16 protein-coding genes are annotated in these 16,987 nt (G+C 72.3%); 13 read left to right on the top strand and 3 right to left on the bottom strand.

The annotated features are described in order from the left end of the window. Positions 1 to 19: 19 nt before the first annotated feature. The gene (locus tag IE308_RS15945) at positions 20 to 802 is read right to left on the bottom strand and encodes an alpha/beta fold hydrolase (RefSeq protein ID WP_190218471.1); all 783 of its coding nucleotides are present in this window, start codon (positions 800 to 802) and stop codon (positions 20 to 22) included. A 37-nt stretch (positions 803 to 839) separates the two neighbouring features. Beyond that, on the bottom strand, positions 840 to 1,163 hold the full coding sequence (locus IE308_RS15940) for a DUF427 domain-containing protein (protein ID WP_110630882.1): 324 nt from the start codon (positions 1,161 to 1,163) through the stop codon (positions 840 to 842). A gap of 50 nt (positions 1,164 to 1,213) precedes the next feature. Between IE308_RS15940 and IE308_RS15935 the strand changes: the two genes are divergently transcribed. The 10 genes from IE308_RS15935 to gatB all read left to right on the top strand — a co-directional run bounded on the left by IE308_RS15935 (position 1,214) and on the right by gatB (position 12,781). Beyond that, positions 1,214 to 1,753 carry an LOG family protein gene (locus IE308_RS15935; protein WP_110630885.1) on the top strand — a complete coding sequence of 180 codons (540 nt, stop codon included), beginning with the start codon at positions 1,214 to 1,216 and terminating at the stop codon, positions 1,751 to 1,753. Between the two features lie 17 nt (positions 1,754 to 1,770). Beyond that, positions 1,771 to 2,469: an SDR family oxidoreductase gene (locus IE308_RS15930; protein WP_190218470.1), complete on the top strand. Its 699-nt coding sequence runs from the start codon at positions 1,771 to 1,773 to the stop codon at positions 2,467 to 2,469. 32 nt (positions 2,470 to 2,501) lie between these two features. Next, positions 2,502 to 3,509, top strand: a complete 1,008-nt coding sequence (locus IE308_RS15925) for a methionine synthase (RefSeq protein WP_190218469.1) — start codon at positions 2,502 to 2,504, stop codon at positions 3,507 to 3,509. A gap of 15 nt (positions 3,510 to 3,524) precedes the next feature. Then, positions 3,525 to 5,720 carry an NAD-dependent DNA ligase LigA gene (gene ligA, locus IE308_RS15920; RefSeq protein WP_190218468.1) on the top strand — a complete coding sequence of 732 codons (2,196 nt, stop codon included), beginning with the start codon at positions 3,525 to 3,527 and terminating at the stop codon, positions 5,718 to 5,720. A 267-nt stretch (positions 5,721 to 5,987) separates the two neighbouring features. After that, a complete protein-coding gene (locus IE308_RS15915) occupies positions 5,988 to 8,228 on the top strand; it encodes a putative bifunctional diguanylate cyclase/phosphodiesterase (protein WP_110630893.1) in 2,241 nt (746 codons plus the stop codon). Positions 8,229 to 8,443: 215 nt separating this feature from the next. Beyond that, the gene (locus IE308_RS15910; protein ID WP_190218467.1) at positions 8,444 to 8,944 is read left to right on the top strand and encodes a cupin domain-containing protein; all 501 of its coding nucleotides are present in this window, start codon (positions 8,444 to 8,446) and stop codon (positions 8,942 to 8,944) included. Between the two features lie 268 nt (positions 8,945 to 9,212). Beyond that, on the top strand, positions 9,213 to 9,509 hold the full coding sequence (gatC, locus tag IE308_RS15905) for an Asp-tRNA(Asn)/Glu-tRNA(Gln) amidotransferase subunit GatC (protein WP_004925108.1): 297 nt from the start codon (positions 9,213 to 9,215) through the stop codon (positions 9,507 to 9,509). Positions 9,510 to 9,514: 5 nt separating this feature from the next. Next, on the top strand, positions 9,515 to 11,014 hold the full coding sequence (gene gatA, locus IE308_RS15900) for an Asp-tRNA(Asn)/Glu-tRNA(Gln) amidotransferase subunit GatA (RefSeq protein WP_190218466.1): 1,500 nt from the start codon (positions 9,515 to 9,517) through the stop codon (positions 11,012 to 11,014). After that, entirely contained in the window at positions 11,011 to 11,250 is a 240-nt protein-coding gene (locus IE308_RS15895) for a hypothetical protein (protein ID WP_110630899.1), read from the top strand. The genes gatA and IE308_RS15895 overlap by 4 nt, the downstream gene beginning before the upstream one ends. A gap of 16 nt (positions 11,251 to 11,266) precedes the next feature. Further along, positions 11,267 to 12,781, top strand: a complete 1,515-nt coding sequence (gene gatB, locus IE308_RS15890; RefSeq protein WP_190218465.1) for an Asp-tRNA(Asn)/Glu-tRNA(Gln) amidotransferase subunit GatB — start codon at positions 11,267 to 11,269, stop codon at positions 12,779 to 12,781. A gap of 57 nt (positions 12,782 to 12,838) precedes the next feature. On the opposite strand, the gene IE308_RS15885 is transcribed toward gatB, so the two are convergent. Continuing rightward, positions 12,839 to 13,615, bottom strand: a complete 777-nt coding sequence (locus tag IE308_RS15885) for an SAM-dependent methyltransferase (protein ID WP_190218464.1) — start codon at positions 13,613 to 13,615, stop codon at positions 12,839 to 12,841. 72 nt (positions 13,616 to 13,687) lie between these two features. Between IE308_RS15885 and IE308_RS15880 the strand changes: the two genes are divergently transcribed. The 3 genes from IE308_RS15880 to IE308_RS15870 all read left to right on the top strand — a co-directional run bounded on the left by IE308_RS15880 (position 13,688) and on the right by IE308_RS15870 (position 16,976). Continuing rightward, positions 13,688 to 13,996, top strand: coding sequence for a hypothetical protein (locus tag IE308_RS15880; protein WP_110630905.1), 309 nt, complete (start codon positions 13,688 to 13,690; stop codon positions 13,994 to 13,996). Between the two features lie 192 nt (positions 13,997 to 14,188). Further along, a complete protein-coding gene (locus tag IE308_RS15875) occupies positions 14,189 to 16,423 on the top strand; it encodes an MMPL family transporter (protein ID WP_190218463.1) in 2,235 nt (744 codons plus the stop codon). Further along, positions 16,401 to 16,976 (top strand): GNAT family N-acetyltransferase, encoded by a 576-nt coding sequence (locus IE308_RS15870; RefSeq protein ID WP_190218462.1) that lies wholly within the window; start codon positions 16,401 to 16,403, stop codon positions 16,974 to 16,976. The genes IE308_RS15875 and IE308_RS15870 overlap by 23 nt, the downstream gene beginning before the upstream one ends. Positions 16,977 to 16,987: the final 11 nt, after the last annotated feature.

Below are 16,987 nucleotides of genomic sequence, written 5' to 3'. Positions count from 1 at the left end.
CGCTCCCCGCCCCGCCGGCTCAGCCCGTGACGAACTCGGCCAGCACCGGCCCCAGCACCTCCGGCTCCACCATGTGGGTCTGGCCCTCCAGCTCGCGGAACGTGCCCCGGGGCACCGCCTCGGCGATGTCCCGGGCCGCCCGCAGCATCCACTGCGGGCTCGCCCCGCCCCCCACCGACAGCACGGGCACCTCGACCGCGGCCAGCAGCTCGCGGGGGACCAGGCCGTCGCCCATGACGGCGTTGTCGTAGGCGAGGCTCGGCGCGATCGTCTCCATGCCCGCCCACATCGGGGACTGGCGGGCCCCGCGGATCATCTCCTCGCCGAGCCCGGTCAGCCGCAGGAACAGCTCCACCGCGTCCCCGCGCCGCCCCTCGCCGAGCGCCTCACGGAGGTCCTCCGTGTACCGCGCGTGCTGCTCGGCGCCGCCCGCCAGATGGTCGGCGTACGGCACCTCGTAGACGGCGACGCGGCGCACCGGCACCCCGCTCGCCGCCGCCCGCAGGACCAGGGCGCCGCCCGAGGAGACCCCGAACAGCGCCGCGTCGCCGCCCACCGCCTCGATCAGCGCCGCCAGGTCCTCGACCTCACGCTCCACGGCGTAGGGGGCCGTGTCGCCGCTCTCACCGCGGCCGCGGCGGTCGTACACCACGGCCGTGCACTGGCCGGAGAGCCGGTGGGCCAGCGGGGCCACCGTGCCCCCGGTGGACATGGCGCCGCTCACCAGGATCACGGCGGGCCCCTGACCGGTCACGTCGTACGCGAGGGACGTACCGTCGCGCGAAACCGTCTTCTTCTCCATGGCAGAGCAGACTGCCGCAGGAGACGGGGTTCACCGGTCACGACACTTCGACGTCGTAGAAGCACAGGTGACCCTTGATCGCCGCCACGTCCGGCTTCGGATCGGGATACGACCAGACCAGGTCCGGCGCGCCCGGCAGCGACCAGTAGGACGCCGTCCCCTTGAACGGGCAGTGGGTGTGGGTGTCGGAGGGGGTCAGCAGGTCGAGACGGACGTCCTCGGCGGGCAGGTAGTAGCGGACCGGACAGCCCGTCTCGCGCAGCACGAGCGGCCGGTCGCTCTCCGCCAGGACCCGCCCGTCGTGCACCACGCGCACGTGCAGGTCGCCTTCTTCGATGGTGATCGTGTGTCCCTTGGCCATGACCGGACAGCGTTTTCCGGGCGCGCGTTCTTCCCGCGTACGGTGGCGCCATGCGTATCTGTGTCTTCCTCTCCGCCGCCGACCTCGACGACCGCTACACCCGGCCCGCCCGCGAGTTCGCCGAACTCCTCGGCAAGGGCGGCCACACGCTGGTGTGGGGCGGCTCGGACGTCGGTCTGATGAAGGTGGTCGCCGACGGCGTGCAGGAGGCCGGCGGCCGGCTGTGCGGGGTGTCCGTGGAGTTCCTGTCGGCCAAGGTGCGCCACGGCGCCGACGAGATGGTCGTCGCCCGCGACCTCGCCGAGCGCAAGCGGCTGCTGCTGGAGAAGGCCGACGCGGTGGTGATCATGGTCGGCGGGACCGGCACCCTCGACGAGGCGACCGAGATCCTGGAGCTGAAGAAGCACGGGCACACCGACAAGCCGGTGGTGCTGCTCAACACCGCGGGCTTCTACGACGGCCTCAAGGAGCAGTTCCGGCGCATGGAGGACGAGGGCTTCCTGCCGCGCCCGCTGAGCGAGCTGGTCTTCTTCGCCGAGGAGCCGGTCGGGGCGCTGGCCTACCTGGAGGAGAGCCAGGGCATCGTCTGATCCGGCGTGATGCGACCATGGCGGGCATGGCTACACATGTGATCACCGGGGCCGGATCCGGCATCGGCGCGGCCGTCGCCCGCCGCCTGCACGCGCGCGGGGACGACCTCGTCCTGCACGCGCGCGACGCGGGCCGCGCCAAGGAACTGGCCACCGAGTTCCCCGGGGCGCGCACCCTGGTCGGCGACCTCGCCGACCCCGACCGGCTGAGCTGGGCCTTCTCCCACCAGTCGCTCCCGGACCGGGTGGACTCCCTGCTGCACATCGCGGGCGTCGTCGACCTCGGCAAGATCGGCGACCTCACCCCGAAGACCTGGCACCACCAGCTGAACGTCAACCTCGTCGCGCCCGCCGAGCTGACCCGGCACTTCCTGCCGCAGCTGCGCGCCGCCCGCGGCCACGTGATCTTCGTGAACTCCGGCGCCGGACTCAACGCCCACGCCGAGTGGTCCGCGTACGCCGCCTCCAAGCACGGCCTGAAGGCCCTCGCCGACTCCCTGCGCCACGAGGAGCACGCCAACGGCGTCCGCGTCACCTCCGTCTACCCCGGCCGCACCGCCAGCCCCATGCAGGCCAAGGTGCACCAGCAGGAGGGCAGGGAGTACGACCCGGAGCAGTGGATCGACCCCGAGTCGGTCGCCACGACGATCCTCATGGCCCTCGACTTGCCCCGGGACGCGGAGGTCAACGACCTCACGGTGCGGCCGGGCCGGTGAAACCCGGGCCGGGCATTCCGTAGGCTTCCCGGGTGAGCGACAACACCCAGTTCAGCTTCGGCGCGGCCACCGGCGTCGGCTCCCTGCCCGGGGGCGACGCCCGGGAGGCCGCCAAGACGGCCACCGGTTCCTTCGAGGACTTCCCGTTCCTGCCCGAGCTGCCCGCGCGCGGACCCGGCGCCGACATGATCGGGCGCACGGCGGGGATGCTCGTCGAGCTGTACGCGCGCGTGGAGCCCAGCGGCTGGCGCATCGGCGACCGGCCGGGCCGCGACACCAAGCGGGCCCGCTCCTGGCTGGGGGAGGACCTGGACGCCCTGGAGGAGTTCACCCAGGGCTGGGAGGGGCAGCTCAAGGTCCAGGCCGTCGGCCCCTGGACGCTCGCGGCGGGCCTGGAGCTGAAGAACGGCGAGGCCGCCCTCTCCGACCCCGGCGCCTGCCGTGACCTCGCCGCCTCCCTCGCCGAGGGGCTGCGGCTGCACCTGGCGGAGGTGCGCCGCCGCGTCCCCGGCGCCCAGGTCGTCCTCCAGCTCGACGAGCCCTCCCTCACCGCCGTGCTGCGCGGGCAGGTGCGGACCGCCAGCGGCTACCGCACCCACCGCGCCGTCGACCGGCAGCTCGTCGAGGCCACGCTGCGGGACGTGATCGGGGTGCACGACGGCGGACCCGTCGTCGTCCACTCCTGCGCCCCCGACGTGCCGTTCGCGCTGCTGCGCCGGGCGGGCGCGGCGGCCGTCTCCTTCGACTTCTCGCTGCTCACCGAGCGTGACGACGAGGCGATCGGGGAGGCCGTGGAAGCGGGTACCCGGCTCTTCGCCGGTGTCGTCCCCGGCACGGACGGCCCGTTGTCAGACCCTGCCGGTAGCGTCATGGGTGTCAGGACGTTGTGGCGCAGGCTGGGGCTACGTCCTGGGCTGCTCGCCCAGGCGGTGACGATCACCCCGGCATGCGGCCTCGCGGGCGCATCCCCCGGGTACGCACGCCAGGCGCTCGCCCACTGCGCCCGGGCGGCGAGATCCCTCGCAGACAACCCAGAGTAACGGGAGGACAACACGGTGGCCGGCGACAAGCAAGCGGAGACGACGACGGTGCCCGCCGAGGCACGGGAGAAGCACGCGCGGCTGGCGGAGCAGATCGAGGAGCACCGCTTCCGGTACTACGTGAAGGACGCTCCCGTCATCAGCGACGCGGAGTTCGACAAGCTCCTGAAGACTCTGGAGGCGCTGGAGGAGGAGTATCCGGAGCTGCGGACGCCGGACTCGCCGACCCAGAAGGTCGCGGGGTCCTACGCGACGGAGTTCACGGCGGTGGAGCACCGCCAGCGGATGCTGTCGCTCGACAACACCTTCAACGACGAGGAACTGGCCGCCTGGGCCGACCGCATCCACCGCGAGCTGGGCGACCAGGAGTTCCACTTCCTGTGCGAGCTGAAGGTCGACGGCCTCGCGGTCAACCTCACCTACGAACGCGGCCGCCTCACCCGCGCCGCCACCCGCGGCGACGGCCGCACCGGCGAGGACATCACCCCCAACGTCCGCACGATCGCGGAGATCCCGGACCGCCTCGACGGCGACGAGGTGCCCGACCTCGTGGAGATCCGCGGCGAGGTCTACTTCCCGGGCGAGAAGTTCGAGGAGCTGAACGCCCGCCTGGTCGCGGCCGGTGACAAGCCGTTCGCCAACCCGCGCAACGCGGCGGCCGGATCGCTGCGCCAGAAGGACCCGCGCGTCACCGCCACCCGCCCGCTGCACATGGTGGTCCACGGCATCGGCGCCCTGGAGGGCTACAAGGGCATGACCCGGCTCTCCCAGGCCTACGACCTGCTGAAGACCTGGGGCCTGCCCACCTCCCCGCACGCCCGCGTCGTCGACGGCCTCGACGGCGTACGGGAGTTCATCGCCTACTACGGCGAGAACCGCCACTCCGTGGAGCACGAGATCGACGGCGTGGTCGTCAAGCTGGACGAGATCCCGCTCCAGGGCCGGCTCGGCTCCACCTCCCGCGCCCCGCGCTGGGCCATCGCGTACAAGTACGCGCCGGAGGAGGTCAACACCAAACTGGTCAACATCCGCGTGGGCGTGGGCCGCACCGGCCGCGTCACGCCGTACGCGCAGGTCGAGCCGGTGACCGTGGCCGGTTCGGAGGTCGAGTTCGCCACACTGCACAACCAGGACGTGGTCAAGGCCAAGGGCGTCCTCATCGGCGACACCGTGGTGCTGCGCAAGGCCGGTGACGTCATCCCGGAGATCCTCGGCCCGGTCGTCGACCTGCGCGACGGCAGCGAGCGCGAGTTCGTGATGCCGGACGAGTGCCCCGAGTGCGGTACGCCGCTCAGGCCGATGAAGGAGGGCGACGTCGACCTGCGCTGCCCGAACGCCCGCACCTGCCCCGCCCAGTTGCGGGAGCGGCTGTTCTACCTCGCGGGCCGCAAGGCCTTCGACATCGAGCACTTCGGCTATGTGGCGGCGGCCGCGCTCACCAAGCCGCTGGAGCCAGAGGAGCCGCCGCTGAAGGACGAGGGCGACCTGTTCGACCTCGGCATCGAGCGACTGCTGCCCATCCGGGCGTACGTCCTCGACCAGGACAGCGGTCTGCCCAAGCGAGACCCGGAGACCGGCGAGGAGAAGACCGCCCTCATCTTCGCCAACAAGGAGGGCGGCCCGCGCAAGAACGCCCTCGCCATGCTGGAGAACATCCAGGCGGCCAAGACGCGCCCGCTCGCCCGGGTCCTGACCGGTCTGTCGATCCGGCACGTGGGACCGGTCGCCGCCGAGGCGCTGGCCCGGGAGTTCCGCTCCATCGACCGCATCGAGCAGGCGAGCGAGGAGGAGTTGGCGAACACCGAGGGCGTCGGCCCGATCATCGCCGCCTCGCTCAAGGAGTGGTTCGCCGAGGAGTGGCACCAGGAGATCCTGCGCAAGTGGCGGGCCGCGGGCGTGCGCATGGAGGAGGAGTCCACCGGCGAGGACGAGGGCCCCCGCCCGCTGGAGGGCCTCACGGTCGTCGTCACCGGCACGCTGGAGAACTACACCCGGGACGGCGCCAAGGAGGCGCTCCAGACCAGGGGCGCGAAGGTGACCGGTTCGGTCTCCAAGAAGACCTCGTTCGTCGTGGTGGGTGACAACCCCGGATCGAAGTACGACAAGGCGATGCAGCTGAAGGTTCCCGTTCTGAACGAGTCCGGCTTCGGCGTCCTGCTCGAACAGGGGCCCGAGGCGGCGGCCGAAGTCGCACTCTCGTCCGAGGAGTAGCGGTTGAAGGCCACCCGATCGGCGCATATCAGATGCATACGGGTGGCCGGGGTTCAAACGGGCAACCGCCGACGACCGGTGCCCGTGGAAGCCTTCTGCGGCCTACTGTTGAGGTGTGCGCCTGCCGTGCCCAGCTGCGGCCGGGGCATCCCCTTGTTCCGGACGGCTCGGGAAGGACAGGGGCACGGTTCCCGGCGCGGAGCCGCTGATGGATGTCGGGCATCGGGCCGCGTGGCGTGGGCACCGCCGGCTGTGAGAGGGACGGGAATGGAACCGACCGAGAGCGTCGCCCCGGACTCACGGCTGCGTCTGCGCCGTATGGCCGGCGCATGGCGTGGTTGGGCGACGCGGACATCGGAGCGCGACGGCGCGCAGGGGCGCGCCGCCACAGCGCACGGCGCGCCGGACACGCTGTGCGGCCCCGGACGCTCGGAGGGCCTGCCCGGCGCCGAGCACGAACGGCACCTGTCGTGGCCGCCGCTGCCCGCCGCGGTCGTCGCGGCGGCCGGGTTCGCCCTGGGCGCCGGCTTCCTGAGTGCCTTCACCGGCGGCCACGCCCTCTTCCCGTCCGGCACGGTCGGCTGGTCACTGGCCGTGCTGACCGGCGTCATCGTCGGCCACCTCGTCATGCTGGGCCGCGCCCGCTGGTGGGGCGGCACCGGCTCGGGCGCCGCGCTCACCCTGGCGGTCCTGCTGCTGTACGGCTGGGTGCCGGCGGGCATGGTCAGCCTCACCGTCGTCGTCCTGGTCGGCGTAGCCCGCCGCCACCGCTGGCGGCAGGGCATCCTGCACGGCGCGGTGGACATCCTCGGCATCGGGGCGGGCGCCCTGGTCCTGGCCGCCTTCGGCGCCGTCCCGAGCGTCGAGGAGCCCTGGGACCCCGCCCGCTGGACCCTCTACACCGCGCCCGAGGTGGTGCTGGTCGCGGCGGCCTATCTGCTCGTCACCCGCACCCTGCTGTGGTACCTGCACGCGCCGCGTTCCGGCGGACTGCCCACCGTGGCGCGTACCGCCCTGGTCAGACAGGGCCTGGTCGCGGTCGCCCTGCTCGGCATCGCGCCGCTGGTCTGCGTGGTGGCCGTGGCCAAGCCGATCCTGCTGCCGCTGTTCTCCATTCCGCTCATCGCCCTCGACTCCACCCTGTGGATAGCCAGGGCCCGGGCGGAGGAGCAACTGCGCGATCCGCTGACCGGGCTGCCCAACCGCCAGTGGCTCCTGGAGCGCATCTGGACGGCCCTGGACGACGCCGAGCGCATCGACGCCCGCGCCGCCCTCATGCTGATCGACCTCGACCGGTTCCGTTCGGTCAATGACACGCTCGGTCATCTCGCCGGTGACCGGCTGCTGCTCCAGACGGCCGACCGGCTCCGGCTCGCCCTGCCGCGCGGGGCGGAGGTCGCCCGGCTCGGCGGCGACGAGTTCGCCGTCTTACTGCCGGTCGCCGACTCCACGACGTCCGCGACCCGCATCGCCCGCGGCCTGGTGGCCGCCCTCAGCTCCCCGCTCGACCTCGACGGACTGACCCTCGTCCTGGAGGCCAGCGCCGGTGTCGCCGTCTTCCCCGACCACGCCCTCGACGCCGAGGGGCTGCTGCGGCGGGCGGACGTGGCCATGTACCAGGCCAAACGCGACCGGACCGGCGTCGAGGTCTACGAGTCCAAACGCGACTCCAACACCCCCGACCGGCTCGGCCTCCTCGGCGATCTGCGCCGGGCGCTCGACGCCCACGAGGTCGAACTGCACTACCAGCCCAAGGTCCGCTTCGACGGCCAGGTGGCCGGCCTGGAGGCCCTGGTCCGCTGGGTGCACCCCGAGCGCGGCAAGGTCCCGCCGGACGAGTTCATAGCCATCGCCGAGTCCTCCGGGCTCATGCCCCACCTGACCGAGTACGTGCTGGAGACCGCCCTCGGCCAGGTCGCCCGCTGGCGCTCCCAGGGCCTGTTCGTCCCGGTCGCCGTGAACGTCTCCCCGCGCGATGTGCACACCCCCGGCTTCGCCGGTTCCGTCGCCGCCCGCCTCGCCCGGCACGGGGTGCCCGCCGGGGCGCTCCAGCTGGAGATCACCGAGCACGTCCTCCTCGAAGACCCGCAGCGTGCCGCCGACACCCTCGCCGGTCTCACCGGCCACGGCGTGAAGATGTCCCTCGACGACTTCGGCACCGGCTACTCCTCGCTGGTGCACCTGCGCCGGCTGCCCGTCAGCGAGCTGAAGATCGACCGCTCCTTCGTCGCCCGGCTCGCCGTCGACACCGAGGACGCCGAGATCGTCCGCTGCACCGTCGACCTCGCCCACTCCCTCGGCCTGCTCGTCGTCGCCGAGGGCGTCGAGGACGACGAGACCTGGGAGCGGCTGCGCGACCTCGGCTGCGACGCGGTCCAGGGCTGGCTGGTGGCCGCGGCGATGCCGCCCGAGGAGACCACGGCCTGGCTGCGCGCCCGCGGCTCCCGAGGCTGGCAGCGCCCGGCGGCGGCCCTCCCGGCGGCCACGGCGGAGGAACCGGGCCGCTGAACACCGCGCCGTACCGCGCGGGCCGCCGGGAAGGCCCGGCCCATGGTCCGCGCGGCCCTCGTCCCCGCTCCTGGACACGGTGCTCGTGGTGCGCGACGGCGGCGCGCGAGCCGCCGGGGGAGGAATTCCCCTCGCCACCGCCGCCGTTGTGATCATCAGCGCCGGACCGCTTCGCACGGCCTGACGCCACAGGCACACCACGAGGGAGCCCCGCCATGTCACTGTTCGTACCGAAGTTCGACGACACCGTGCTCGTCCGCGAGGCCGAGGCCGAACTGCTCGGCGACGAGAACACGCCCGTGACCATCCGGCTGCTGGCCGACAGCAGCGCCGCCGGCGGGGCCCTGTCCACCGTGCGCGCCACCCTCGCCGAGGGCGCGGACGGCGCCAGGCCGCACGTGCACCACAACTCCGCCGAGATGTTCTACGTCCTCGACGGCGAGGCCGAGGTCCTCTCCGGCGACGACGTCGTGATCGCCGAGCGCGGCGACCTGATCATCGTCCCGCCGGACCGCCCGCACGCCTTCGCCGCCGCCCCCGGCAGCACCGCCGACCTGCTCATCGTCATCGCGCCGGGCGTCGAGCGCTTCGAGTACTTCCGCCACCTGCAGCGCATCCGCCTCGGCGAGGCCACCCCGGAGAGCCTGCTGGAGGTGCAGGAGCTGTACGACAACCACTTCCTGAAGAGCGCGGCGTGGGACGGACGGCACCGGTGACGGAGGGCCCAGGGGAAACCGTTTAACAGCCGGGGCTCCGCGACCCATAGGATTGGGGCCAGTCGTCACATTCCCGTCTGTCACGCGACGCCTGGCACGCGCGCTCGCCGCGTTGCCGAATCGGCCACGTGGCTCCGCCACGAGGCCGCTCCGGCGCCTTGCGATCGCACGCACCAGACGCCGCGTGACCCGCCCTTCGGGCGGACGACGGGAATGTGACGACTGGCCCCCGCCCAAACCACACACACTCACCCCAGAGGATCGCTGCATGCCTGGCATCACGCGCGAGGAGGTCGCCCACCTCGCCCGGCTGGCGCGTCTGGAGCTGAAGCCCGAAGAGCTCGACCACTTCGCAGGCCAGCTGGACGACATCATCGGCGCGGTGGCCCGCGTCAGCGAGGTCGCCGACCAAGACGTACCGCCGACCTCGCACCCGCTCCCGCTGACGAACGTCATGCGCCCGGACGAGGTCCGTCCCTCGCTCACCCCCGAGCAGGCGCTCTCCGGCGCCCCGGCCCAGGAGCAGCAGCGTTTCAAGGTGCCGCAGATCCTGGGGGAGGAGTGACCACCATGACGGACAACACCATCATCAAGCTCACGGCCGCGCAGATCGCCGAGAAGATCGCCTCCGGCGAGCTGACGGCCGTCGAGGTCACCGAGGCCCACCTCGCCCGGATCGAGGCCGTCGACGAGAAGGTGCACGCCTTCCTGCACGTCGACCGCGAGGGCGCCCTCGCCCAGGCCCGCGCCGTGGACGAGAAGCGGGAGCGGGGCGAGAAGCTCGGCCCGCTGGCCGGCGTTCCCCTCGCGCTCAAGGACATCTTCACCACCGAGGGCGTGCCCACGACCGTCGGCTCGAAGATCCTCGAGGGCTGGATCCCGCCGTACGACGCGACCGTCACGCGCAAGCTGAAGGCCGCGGACGTCGTCATCCTCGGCAAGACCAACATGGACGAGTTCGCCATGGGGTCCTCGACCGAGAACAGCGCGTTCGGCCCGACCGGCAACCCGTGGGACCTCACCAGGATCCCCGGCGGCTCCGGCGGCGGTTCCTCCGCCGCGCTGGCCGCCTACGAGGCCCCGCTCGCCATCGGCACCGACACCGGCGGCTCCATCCGCCAGCCGGCCGCCGTCACCGGCACGGTCGGCGTCAAGCCGACGTACGGCGCGGTCTCCCGGTACGGCATGGTCGCCTTCTCCTCCTCCCTCGACCAGGGCGGCCCCTGCGCCCGCACGGTCCTGGACGCGGCCCTGCTGCACGAGGTGATCGCCGGCCACGACCCGATGGACTCCACCTCCATCGACGCCCCGGTCCCGGCGGTCGTCGAGGCCGCCCGCAACGGCAGCGTCGCGGGCATGCGTGTCGGCGTGGTCAAGCAGTTCCGCGGCGAGGGCTACCAGGCCGGCGTCATCCAGCGGTTCGACGAGTCCGTCGCGCTGCTGAAGGAGCTGGGCGCCGAGATCGTCGAGCTGGACTGCCCGTCCTTCGACCTCGCCCTGTCGGCGTACTACCTGATCGCGCCCTCCGAGTGCTCCTCCAACCTCGCCCGCTTCGACGGCCTGCGCTACGGCCTGCGGACCGGCGACGACGGCACCCACTCGGCGGAGGAGGTCACCTCCCTCACCCGTGAGGCGGGCTTCGGCCCCGAGGTCAAGCGCCGCATCATGCTGGGCACGTACGCGCTGTCGAGCGGTTACTACGACGCGTACTACGGCTCCGCGCAGAAGGTCCGCACGCTCATCAAGCAGGACTTCGACAAGGCCTTCGAGCAGGTCGACGTGATCGTCTCCCCGACGACCCCGACCACCGCCTTCCCGATCGGCGAGCGCGCCGACGACCCGATGGCGATGTACCTCGCGGACCTGTGCACCATCCCGACCAACCTGGCGGGCAACGCGGCCATGTCCCTGCCCTGCGGTCTCGCCCCGGAGGACAACCTCCCGGTCGGCCTGCAGATCATCGCCCCGGTGATGAAGGACGAGCGCCTGTACAAGGTGGGCGCGGCCGTCGAGGCCGCCTTCGTGGAAAAGTGGGGGCACCCGCTCCTGGAGGAGGCTCCGTCGCTGTGAGTGCACTGAACAAGGCCAAGGGCTTCAAGAAGTCCAAGTCCGGCACCTACCTGACCATGGCCACGACCGCGTTCGGCGCGTTCGGCGTCGCCAAGCAGATCAAGAAGGCCCGCGCCGAGAGCGACACGCTCCGGCTCATCGACGCCACCGTGTCCGCCGTCGCGATCGTCACCGGCCTCGCCGTCCTCTACCGCGAGCTGAAGCGGCTGGGCGACGACGACGTCCTGCTGGGCTGAGAGGGAAGTTTTCACCGTGACCACCACGACCGACCTGGTGTCGTACGAGGACGCGCTGGCGTCGTACGACCCCGTCATGGGCCTTGAGGTCCATGTCGAACTCGGCACCAAGACCAAGATGTTCTGCGGCTGCTCGACCGCGCTCGGCGCCGACCCGAACACCCAGACCTGCCCGGTCTGCCTCGGCCTGCCCGGCGCGCTCCCGGTCGTCAACGCGACCGGCGTGGAGTCCGCCATCAGGATCGGCCTCGCGCTGAACTGCGAGATCGCCGAGTGGTGCCGCTTCGCCCGGAAGAACTACTTCTATCCGGACATGCCGAAGAACTTCCAGACCTCCCAGTACGACGAGCCGATCGCCTTCAACGGCTACCTCGACGTGCAGCTGGAGGACGGCGAGGTCTTCCGCGTGGAGATCGAGCGCGCCCACATGGAGGAGGACACCGGCAAGTCGACGCACGTCGGCGGCGCCACCGGCCGTATCCACGGCGCGTCCCACTCCCTGCTGGACTACAACCGCGCCGGCATCCCCCTCATCGAGATCGTCACCAAGCCGATCACCGGTGCGGGCGAGCGCGCCCCCGAGGTGGCGAAGGCGTACGTCCGCGAGCTGCGTGAGCTGATCCGCGCGCTCGGCGTGTCCGAGGCCCGCATGGAGATGGGCCAGATGCGCTGCGACGTGAACCTGTCGCTGATGCCGAAGGGCGCCGACAAGTTCGGCACCCGCAGCGAGACGAAGAACGTCAACTCGCTGCGTTCGGTGGAGCGTGCGGCCCGCTACGAGATCCAGCGGCACGCGGCCGTGCTCTCGTCCGGCGGCACGATCGTGCAGGAGACCCGCCATTTCCACGAGGACACCGGCTCCACCACCTCGGGCCGGGTGAAGGAGGAGGCCGAGGACTACCGGTACTTCCCCGAGCCCGACCTGGTCCCGGTCGCGCCCTCGCGCGAGTGGGTCGAGGAGATCCGCGCGGCCCTGCCCGAGCTGCCGCTGGTGCGCCGTAACCGGCTGCGCGAGGAGTGGGGCATCTCCGGCACGGACATGCAGGCCATCCTCAACGCGGGCGCGCTGGACCTGATCGTCGCGACGATCGAGGCCGGCGCGGACGCCGCGTCCGCCCGCAAGTGGTGGATGGGCGAGCTGGCCCGCAGCGCCAACGAGTCCGGCAAGGCGCTGGACGAGCTGGCGATCACCCCGGCCCAGGTGGCCCGGGTGACCGAGCTGGTGGCGTCCGGCGACCTCAACGACAAGCTGGCCCGCCAGGTCATCGAGGGCGTCCTCGCGGGCGAGGGCACCCCGGACGACGTCGTCGAGAAGCGCGGCCTGAAGGTCGTCTCCGACGAGGGCGCGCTGACCGCCGCCGTCGACGAGGCCATCGCCGCCAACCCGGGCGTCGCGGAGAAGATCCGCGGCGGCAAGGTGGCCGCGGCCGGCGCCCTGGTCGGCGCGGTCATGAAGGCCACCCGCGGCCAGGCCGACGCGGCCCGCGTCAAGGAGCTGATCCTGCAGAAGCTGGGCGTCAGCGAGGGCTGACCCGCCCTGAGTCCGCCGGAGGGGACGCGCCGTTCGCGGTGCGTCCCCTCCGGCCTGTCACGGGCGCCGGCCCACGACCCGTACGAACCCCAGCGTCCGTCCCTCGTCGGCGCGCAGCAGCTCCACCGAGTCCCGCGCCAGCCCCCGCATGAACTCGCTGGAGCTCTCCTCGGCGCACACCTCGGCCCACAGCAGCCACTCCCGCCAGCCGTCCTCCAGCCAGTCGGCCGCCTCCACGGTCACGGCCCCGCCGCGCGTCCAGTGGCGCCGCCACCAGGCCGCGGAGTGGAAGCACCAGAACGCGGGCTCCCAGTGCGGCTTCAGATGCTCCGGCGGCTCCACGCCGTCGATCTCCTCCCGCAGCGCCGGTACGACGACCCCGATCCGCCCGCCCGGCTTCAGCAGCCGGGTCAGGGACGGCAGATAGAGGTCGTCGGTGCCGAAGTACTGGTAGGCGTCGATGGAGACGATCGCGTCGAAGGACGCCTCCCCGAACGGCAGGTCGTGTGCCTCGGCGTACACCGGCAGTACCCGGTCGGCGACGCCCGCCTCGGCGAGCCGTGCCGCGTTCTCGTCCGGCTTCACCCACAGGTCGGCGGCGGTGACCTGGACGCCGTACTCCCGGGCGAGGAAGACCGAGGTCATCGCCCGCCCGCAGCCCAGGTCGAGGACGCGCGCGCCCGGCGGGAGGTCGGCGAGGCCCAGGGCGGGGGCGAGCCATTCCAGCAGCCACAGCGCGTGCGGGCCCATCTGGTTCTCGATCGTCCAGCGCACGTCGTAGCGGGCGCTGCGCGGGTAGCGGGGGAGGGAGAGGCGCTCTGCGAGATCGGTCATGCGGCCCTGCCTAGCAGCCGGCCCGAGGCCCCGCACCTGATTAACCCGCCCGAGGCGCTACGCTCCCGCGGCATGAGTGGACGAGCCGATTCCGATACCGACCCCGAGATAGTCCCCGAGGGCGAGGAGCGGGCCGAGGACGCGCGGCGGGCCCGCTGGACGGCCGCCGGCACCGGCGCTCTGCTGGCGCTCGCGGGGCTGGCCGCGGCCCTGCTCAGACTGGCCGGCGCCGCGCCCGCCCTGGTGCCCGCCGCGTACGCCGCCGGCGGCGCGGTGTGCGCCTGCGGTGCCCTCCTCGGCTCGCGCGGCCGCACCCGGCGCGCGCTGTGGCTGCTGATCGCCGGAGTGATGGTGATGGCACTCGGAGACCAGTTCGACTGAGCGACAGAGTTCACCTGATTGTCCTGTGAGCTGCCTCCCAGTCCTGTGAATAAGCCCACGAATGCGGCAAACGATCACTTCTGCCTGCAAGAGTGTTCTTCGCATTGCTCATGCGTTCTTTGCGGGCCGTTCACCTCATGAACGACTGTTCCCGACCAAAGATCCACCATCAGTCATACCGGGAGCACGTTCGTGGCAGCCCTTGCACGCTGGTGTGTACAACGCCGCCTCGTCGCCGTACTGCTCTGGCTCCTCGCCTTCGGCGGGGTGGCCGCGGCCGCCGCCGTCACCGGCTCCGCCTACAGCAACGACTACGAGGTCCCCGGAACCGAGTCCGGCCGCGCCACCCAGCTGCTCCAGGAGGGCTTCCCGGGCCTCGGCGGCGACAGCGACACCGTCGTCTGGCACACCGCCTCCGGCACCGTCCGCGCCGCCGACGTCGAGCAGACCATGTCCCGCGCCCTGGACCGGATCGCCGACCTGCCGGGCGTCGCCTCGGTGAGCGGGCCGTACGCCGGCAAGGGCGACGCGAGCCGCATCAGCGAGGACGGGCACACCGCGTACGCCACCGTCACCTTCGACGACTCCGCCGAGAACATCACCGCGGGCGAGGCCCGGGCCGTCGTCGACACCGCCAAGGCGGCCGAGGGCGACGGGCTCCAGGTGGAGCTGGGCGGCAGCGCCATCGCGCTCACCGAGCCGGCCGGCGGCCACCTCGCCGAGATCGTCGGCGTGGTCGTCGCCGCGGTCGTGCTGTTCCTCGCCTTCGGCTCGCTCGCCGCGTCCCTGCTGCCCATCGCCACCGCGCTGGTCGGCGTCGGCACCGCCTACGCCGGGATCGCGCTGCTCGGGCACGCCATGACCGTCGCCGACTTCGCGCCCATGCTGGGCCTGCTGATCGGACTCGGCGTCGGCATCGACTACGCCCTGTTCATCGTCACCCGGCACCGGCGCGGACTGAAACGCGGGCTGAGCGTCACCGAGGCCGCCACCAACGCCGTCGCCACCACCGGACGCGCCGTCGTCTTCGCGGGTGCGACCGTCTGCATCGCCCTCCTCGGCATGCTGATCCTCCGGCTGAGCTTCCTCAACGGCGTCGCCGTGGCCGCCTCGCTGACCGTGGTCCTCACCGTCGCCGCCTCCGTGACCCTGCTGCCCGCCCTGCTCTCCTTCCTCGGCATGCGCGCGCTCAGCCGCCGCGAGCGGCGCCGGCTGGCCGAGCACGGACCCGAGCCGGAGGTGCCGACCGGGCTCGCCGCCCGCTGGTCCGCGTTCGTCGAACGCCACCCCAAGCTGCTCGGCTCGCTCGCGCTCGGCGTCGTCACCCTCCTCGCGCTGCCCACGCTCTCCCTCCACCTGGGCACCTCCGACCAGGGCAACGGCCCGACCACCGCCACCACCCGGCAGGCCTACGACCTGCTCGCCGACGGCTTCGGACCCGGCGTCAACGGGCCGCTCACGCTGGTGACGCGCGTAGACGGCGCCGAGGACCGGCTCGCCCTGGACAACCTCGACACCTCCCTGCGCGCCACCGAGGGCGTCGCCGCCGTTACCCCGGTCACCTACAACTCCGGCGGCACGACCGCGTACCTCGGCGTCGTCCCCGAGTCGGCCCCGCAGTCCCGCGCCACCAGCGACCTCGTCGACCGGCTGCGCACCGAGGTGCTGCCCCGCGCCGAGTCCGGCACCTCCCTCGACGTGCACGTCGGCGGCGTGACCGCGTCCTACGACGACTTCGCCGAGGTGATCGTCGGCAAGCTGCCGGTCTTCGTCGGCGTCGTGATCGGGCTCGGCTGCGTACTGCTGCTGCTCGCCTTCCGGTCCGTCGGCATCCCGCTGAAGGCCGCCGCCATGAACGTGGCCGCCGTCGCCGCCGCCTTCGGCGTCGTCGTCGCGATCTTCCAGTGGGGCTGGGGCAGCGAACTCCTCGGCCTCGGCCGCGCCGGGCCCATCGAGCCCTTCCTCCCCGTGATCATGGTCTCGGTCCTCTTCGGCCTCTCCATGGACTACCAGGTCTTCCTGGTCAGCCGGATGTACGAGGAGTGGCTGGAAACGGGCGACAACCGGCGCGCGGTGCGCGTCGGCCTCGCCGAGACCAGCCGCGTGATCAACTCCGCGGCGGTCATCATGATCTCCGTCTTCCTCGCCTTCGTGCTCAGCGGCGACCGCGTCATCGCCATGTTCGGCATCGCGCTGGCCGCCGCCGTCGCCCTGGACGCCTTCGTCCTGCGCACCCTGCTCGTCCCCGCCCTGATGCACCTCCTCGGCGGCGCCAACTGGTGGCTGCCGCGCGGCCTGGACCGCGTCCTGCCCCGCATCAGCATCGAGCCGCCCGAGTGCCGCGCCGCCGCCCATGAGAGGCTCACGGACGCAGTGGAGGAGATGGAGAAGGAGCGGCAGCGGGATGTACGCGATATCGCTGGGTGACGACGGCGCCGAACTGCGCCCGCTGGAGCCCTGGCACGCCGAGGAGTTCCTCGCCCACCTGGACCGCGGGCGGGATTTCATCAACCAGTACGTGCCCTTCGGCTCCCAGGTCACCGACCTCGACGCCGCCCGCGAGGCCCTGAAGCGGTACGCCGGGATGCGCGCCGCCGACACCGCCTGCCACCACGGCATCTGGCAGGACGGCAAGCTCGTCGGCGGGGTCCTCGCGCTGAACGTCGACGCGGCGGCCGGCACCTGCGAGGTCGGCTGCTGGCTGGAGCCCGCCGCCACCGGACGCGGGCTGATCACCCGCGCGATGCGGCACCTCATCGACTGGGCCGTCGAGGAACGCGGCATCCACCGCATCGAGTGGGTCGCCGCCTCCGGCAACGTACCCAGCCTCAACGTGGCCCGCCGGCTCGGCATGACCTGCGACGGCGTGCGCCGCGAGGCCCACCTCCACCACGGCGTACGGCACGACCTTGAGGTGTGGTCGCTGCTCGCCCCGGAGTGGCGGGCGGCACGCGCGCGTACCGCCCACAACGATCATTAAGGGACCTCTCA

Origin of the sequence: Streptomyces griseosporeus (genome assembly GCF_014656055.1) — a bacterium.
Taxonomy (GTDB): Bacteria; Actinomycetota; Actinomycetes; order Streptomycetales; family Streptomycetaceae; genus Streptomyces; species Streptomyces griseosporeus.
Note: the sequence above shows the minus strand (reverse complement) of the source record. Positions and strands in the feature narration are given on the sequence as shown.

What these genes read in the sequence shown, in the direction of transcription:
- IE308_RS15885 (WP_190218464.1), bottom strand. Translation starts at nt 13,615, where the DNA reads ATGACCGATCTCGCAGAGCGCCTCTCCCTCCCCCGCTACCCGCGCAGC.
- IE308_RS15870 (WP_190218462.1), top strand. Translation starts at nt 16,401, where the DNA reads ATGTACGCGATATCGCTGGGTGACGACGGCGCCGAACTGCGCCCGCTG.
- IE308_RS15915 (WP_110630893.1), top strand. Translation starts at nt 5,988, where the DNA reads ATGGAACCGACCGAGAGCGTCGCCCCGGACTCACGGCTGCGTCTGCGC.
- gatA (WP_190218466.1), top strand. Translation starts at nt 9,515, where the DNA reads ATGACGGACAACACCATCATCAAGCTCACGGCCGCGCAGATCGCCGAG.
- IE308_RS15935 (WP_110630885.1), top strand. Translation starts at nt 1,214, where the DNA reads ATGCGTATCTGTGTCTTCCTCTCCGCCGCCGACCTCGACGACCGCTAC.
- IE308_RS15880 (WP_110630905.1), top strand. Translation starts at nt 13,688, where the DNA reads ATGAGTGGACGAGCCGATTCCGATACCGACCCCGAGATAGTCCCCGAG.
- IE308_RS15910 (WP_190218467.1), top strand. Translation starts at nt 8,444, where the DNA reads ATGTCACTGTTCGTACCGAAGTTCGACGACACCGTGCTCGTCCGCGAG.
- IE308_RS15930 (WP_190218470.1), top strand. Translation starts at nt 1,771, where the DNA reads ATGGCGGGCATGGCTACACATGTGATCACCGGGGCCGGATCCGGCATC.
- IE308_RS15945 (WP_190218471.1), bottom strand. Translation starts at nt 802, where the DNA reads ATGGAGAAGAAGACGGTTTCGCGCGACGGTACGTCCCTCGCGTACGAC.
- gatC (WP_004925108.1), top strand. Translation starts at nt 9,213, where the DNA reads ATGCCTGGCATCACGCGCGAGGAGGTCGCCCACCTCGCCCGGCTGGCG.
- IE308_RS15940 (WP_110630882.1), bottom strand. Translation starts at nt 1,163, where the DNA reads ATGGCCAAGGGACACACGATCACCATCGAAGAAGGCGACCTGCACGTG.